Origin of the sequence: Pelomicrobium sp. (genome assembly GCF_036803785.1) — a bacterium.
GTDB lineage: Bacteria > Pseudomonadota > Gammaproteobacteria > Burkholderiales > UBA6910 > Pelomicrobium.
In genome coordinates, this window is record NZ_DAIRTR010000193.1 from 1 (window position 1) to 4,091 (window position 4,091).

Below are 4,091 nucleotides of genomic sequence, written 5' to 3' on the forward strand. Positions count from 1 at the left end.
GGGCGCGGAGGGGATGGCGGGCAGGGGAGGCGCTGGTATTGGCCAGGGGACTGAGCAACTGCAGGATGGGAAGGGTAAAGGCGGCAGTTTTGCCGGTCCCGGTCTGGGCGGCAGCCATGACGTCTCGGCCGGCCAGCACCAGGGGAATCGCTTGGGCCTGGACCGGCGTGGGGGCGGCGTAGCCTTGATGGGCAACTGCTTCAAGCAATTCGGGAATGAGGCCTAGGTCAGAAAATTGCATCGCTATTCGTCGAATTCCACTACGTCTCCATAGTGCCGAATGACCAGGCTGCGCATCGCTGCGATCAGCAGCGTGGGGCCATAGGCGACCGCCATGCCGTCCTGCGAGGCCCGCCAGCCATCGGCCACCGCCGTCACTGAAATCCGGTGTTTCTCGAGCAGCGGGCCCCCTGGCGCCAATCGACGCACGGGCGATAGTAGAAAGTTCTTCCGCTATCGGTGGTTTTGAAGAAGGTTTGGGCCCTCGCGTCCAGGTGAAAACCTGCCTGATCATAGGGGCGGTCGGTGGTTGTTTCCTCCACCCGCTCCACCTTGGCCACTAGGAAATCCAAGTAAAAGGTGGGCAGGGCGTCGGCCCGATAGCTTCGCTTCATTGCGCCCCTTGCCCACGGAGGGAAGCAAGCGCGAGGAAGGCGCGTCTCATGGCCGTTCGCCGGGCCGGCTTTCTCTGCCGGAAATACTTTTTTGTGCAATTAGTTTTACAGATAACCTCATGTGATTTGTGAACAGCGGGGCTGGATTTTGTAAGGATAAAGAAAAACGCCTTCCAACGCCATAAAAAATCAGCCTTTTACGCAGACTTTGGGCCGCAGGAACGCCACTCGTCGGGCCAGATGGGCCGCCTCGGTCACTTCCGCCACCGTGTCCACATCTTTGTAGGCCCCGGGAGCTTCTTCGGCCGCCCCCCGCATGGACTTGGTCCGGATCAGAATGCCCCGGCCCCGGAGTTCGTCGATCAGCTCCCGTCCTTTCCACCGTTGCAGCGCCTGCCGCCGGCTCATGGCGCGACCGGCACCGTGGCTGGCGGAGCTGAAAGCGGGGTTGTCGGAGACACCAGCCAGCACATAGGAGCCCGTGCCCATGCTACCTCCCACGATCACCGGTTGCCCCACTTCCCGATAGCGGGGTGGGAGGCTAGGGTGGCCGGGGCCGAAAGCCCGGGTCGCCCCCTTGCGATGGACATAGAGCCGACGCTCGCCCCCGTTGACCCGGTGCCGCTCCACCTTGCAGGTGTTGTGGGACACGTCGAACAAGGTTTCCAGACGGGCACCGGGCACGACCCGCTGGAACGCTTCCCGGGTCAGATGGGTCAGGATCTGGCGGTTGGCAAGGGCGCAGTTGATGGCAGCGTTCATCGCGCCCAGGTACTGCTGCCCCTCGGGCGAGCGAATCGGGGCGCAGGCGAGCTCCCGGTCGGGCAGCGGGATGCCGAGACGGCGGGCCGCCTTGGCCAGGATCACCAGGTAGTCGGTTCCGATCTGATGGCCCAGCCCCCGGGAGCCGCAGTGGATGGAGACCACGATTTGTCCTTCCGACAGGCCATAGGCTTGAGCCGCCTGCTGGTCGTAGACGCGCTCCACGACCTGCACTTCCAGATAGTGATTTCCGGAGCCAAGGGTTCCCATCTCGCCCCGCTGGCGCTTCTTCGCCAGCTCAGAAACGTTCTCCGGATGGGCTTCCTCGACCCGGCCATGCTCTTCCACGTATTCCAAATCCTCGTGCGTCCCGAAACCCTGCTCCACCGCCCAGCGGGCGCCTCCCCGCATCACTTGATCCAGTTCGGGAATGGAGAGTTTGAGAGATCCCTCCTCACCGACCCCTGCAGGGATCGAGCGAAACAGTTCGTCGGCTAGGGGTTCGAGGGAAGGCGCCAGGACGTCCAGCGTCAGGTTGGTCCGCAGGCAGCGGATGCCACAGGAAATGTCGAACCCCACGCCGCCGGCCGAAACAACGCCCCCTTCGTCCGCATCGAAGGCGGCCACGCCACCGATGGGAAACCCATAGCCCCAATGAGCGTCGGGCATGGTCATGGCCGCACCCACCAGGCCCGGAAGCTGCGCTACGTGGGCGATCTGCTCCAATACCTTCTCGTCCATCGCTTCGAGCAGCTCCCGGGTAGCGAAAAGCCGCACCCGCGGATGGACAGCGTCGGTGCCGGCGAGTGTCCAGGTGGTTTCGTTCAACGGTTGTAGTCGATCCAGTTTCATCGTCGTTGCTCTCTCAACAAAATTGATTCGTGCCCCCCAGGCGAGTTCCGAGCCGGGCTCAGGCGCCCCCCGCGTGGTCCAGCGGCCAAACGGGAGGATTTTTCCGCGAATCGTTACCCTAAAGGGCGAGAGCCGCCACAAGCTTACCCTGGTCCATCCGGCAGTGGAGGGCGAGAGCCCAGAAAGAGGGCGAGACATGAGGAGGCAGAAAGGTGCCTACAAGGCACTCCCGTGTCCGTTATTCTGGACGAAAACCTCGGCGGACGCATCCGAAATCGGGGAAAGCCTGGCCACAGCGCCACGTTGCCCGGCGAGAAAGCGGGTTTTGGCTTGTGGGTGCTTTTGTTATGATGACCTCGACGCTTCCCATTCCCATGTCCCTCATCGATCTTCATTGCCATTCCACGGCTTCGGACGGCGTGCTGGCACCCGCCGAGGTGGTGCGCCAGGCGGTCACACGGGGGGTGGCGGTGCTTGCGCTCACCGATCACGACGAGGTGGGAGGGCTTGCGCCGGCGCGCGAGGCTGCCCGGGCCGAGGGGATCACCTTCGTCGAGGGGGTCGAGGTGTCGGTGACCTGGCGCGCCCAGACCCTCCATGTGGTGGGCCTGGGAATCGATCCGTCCCACCCTCAGCTGACGGCCGGCTTGGCCGGCCTGCGGGCCGGGCGCCGGGAGCGGGCCCGGGCGATCGCCGCCGAGCTCGCCCGTTGCGGTATCCATGGAAGCCTGGAAGGCGCCTATGCCCACGCCCGGAACCCGGACCTGATCGGGCGCACCCATTTCGCTCGGTTCCTGGTGCAGCAAGGAGTGGCGACGGACGTGAAGGGTGTATTCCAGCGCTACCTGGCCCAAGGCAAGCCAGGTTATGTGCCCCACCCATGGGCCTCCCTGGAACAGGCTGTTGCCTGGATTCGGGCGAGCGGTGGGGTGGCGGTGTTGGCCCATCCTGGCCGCTATCGCCTGTCGAGTGGCGCAATGGAGGCTTTGCTGGCTGAGTTCCGAAACTGGGGCGGGATGGGCATCGAGGTGGTGTCGCCAAACCACTCGTTGGATGATACCCGGCGCTTCGCCCATCTGGCCGTCCGCTTCGGACTTGCCGCCTCCGCGGGTTCGGATTTCCATAGTCCCGAAGAAAGCGGGCTGAGCCTGGGGGTGCTGCCGCCTTTGCCCGAGGAATGCCGGCCAATCTGGAGCGCGCTTGGGCTAGGATGAGGCAGGCGCGACGATGGCCCAGTACTTCGAAATACACCCCAAGAATCCGCAACCCAGGCTGATCCGTCAGGCCGCCGAAATCGTGCGCCAAGGCGGGGTGATCGTCTATCCCACCGACTCCTGTTATGCCTTGGGATGCCGCCTTGGCGACCGGGAGGCAGCCTCCCGCATTTGCCGTATCCGCGGCGTCGACGACGATCATCTGCTCACCCTAGTGTGCCGCGACCTGGCCGAACTGGCCCAGTATGCCCGGGTAGACAACCGGCAGTTCCGGCTGCTCAAGGCGGCCACTCCAGGCAGCTACACTTTCATCCTGGAAGCGACGCGGGAAGTGCCGCGACGGCTGCAGCATCCCAAACGCAATACCATCGGCCTGCGCGTGCCGGACCATGCGGTGGCAAACGCCTTGCTGGCGGAGCTGGGCGAGCCTTTGCTTTCTTCCACCTTGCTGCTGCCGGGCGATGACTTGCCGATGAACGACGCCCAGGAGATCCGCGCCCGCCTGGAGCACCAGGTAGACCTGGTGATCGACAGTGGCCCTTGTGGTGTCGAGATGACCACGGTGCTGGACCTGACCGACGAAGTGCCCAAGGTGGTGCGCAAAGGGAAGGGCTCTCCCGAAGCGCTGGGCATCACACCCTGAGCCGCG

5 protein-coding genes are annotated in these 4,091 nt (G+C 64.3%); 2 read left to right on the forward strand and 3 right to left on the reverse strand.

The genetic code is table 11. The features are described from left to right. From V7Q81_RS14985 to V7Q81_RS14995, 3 genes are all read right to left on the reverse strand, one after another. Positions 1-241 (reverse strand): DEAD/DEAH box helicase (locus V7Q81_RS14985; RefSeq protein ID WP_333844901.1); only part of this gene is annotated, 241 nt, incomplete at its 3' end. A 133-nt stretch (positions 242-374) separates the two neighbouring features. Continuing rightward, on the reverse strand, positions 375-614 hold the full coding sequence (locus V7Q81_RS14990; protein ID WP_333844903.1) for a hypothetical protein: 240 nt from the start codon (positions 612-614) through the stop codon (positions 375-377). Positions 615-803: 189 nt separating this feature from the next. Then, positions 804-2,228 carry an RtcB family protein gene (locus tag V7Q81_RS14995; protein WP_333844905.1) on the reverse strand — a complete coding sequence of 475 codons (1,425 nt, stop codon included), beginning with the start codon at positions 2,226-2,228 and terminating at the stop codon, positions 804-806. A gap of 350 nt (positions 2,229-2,578) precedes the next feature. Between V7Q81_RS14995 and V7Q81_RS15000 the strand changes: the two genes are divergently transcribed. Both V7Q81_RS15000 and V7Q81_RS15005 read left to right on the forward strand, forming a co-directional pair. Beyond that, positions 2,579-3,442, forward strand: coding sequence for a 3',5'-nucleoside bisphosphate phosphatase (locus V7Q81_RS15000; protein ID WP_442954854.1), 864 nt, complete (start codon positions 2,579-2,581; stop codon positions 3,440-3,442). Positions 3,443-3,455: 13 nt separating this feature from the next. Then, positions 3,456-4,085 carry an L-threonylcarbamoyladenylate synthase gene (locus tag V7Q81_RS15005; protein ID WP_333844909.1) on the forward strand — a complete coding sequence of 210 codons (630 nt, stop codon included), beginning with the start codon at positions 3,456-3,458 and terminating at the stop codon, positions 4,083-4,085. The last annotated feature ends 6 nt before the right edge of the window (positions 4,086-4,091 follow it).

Excerpts from the sequence above, each read along its gene's own strand:
- V7Q81_RS14995 (WP_333844905.1), bottom strand. The coding sequence starts at position 2,228 with ATGAAACTGGATCGACTACAACCGTTGAACGAAACCACCTGGACACTC.
- V7Q81_RS14990 (WP_333844903.1), bottom strand. The coding sequence starts at position 614 with ATGAAGCGAAGCTATCGGGCCGACGCCCTGCCCACCTTTTACTTGGAT.
- V7Q81_RS15000 (WP_442954854.1), top strand. The coding sequence starts at position 2,579 with ATGACCTCGACGCTTCCCATTCCCATGTCCCTCATCGATCTTCATTGC.
- V7Q81_RS15005 (WP_333844909.1), top strand. The coding sequence starts at position 3,456 with ATGGCCCAGTACTTCGAAATACACCCCAAGAATCCGCAACCCAGGCTG.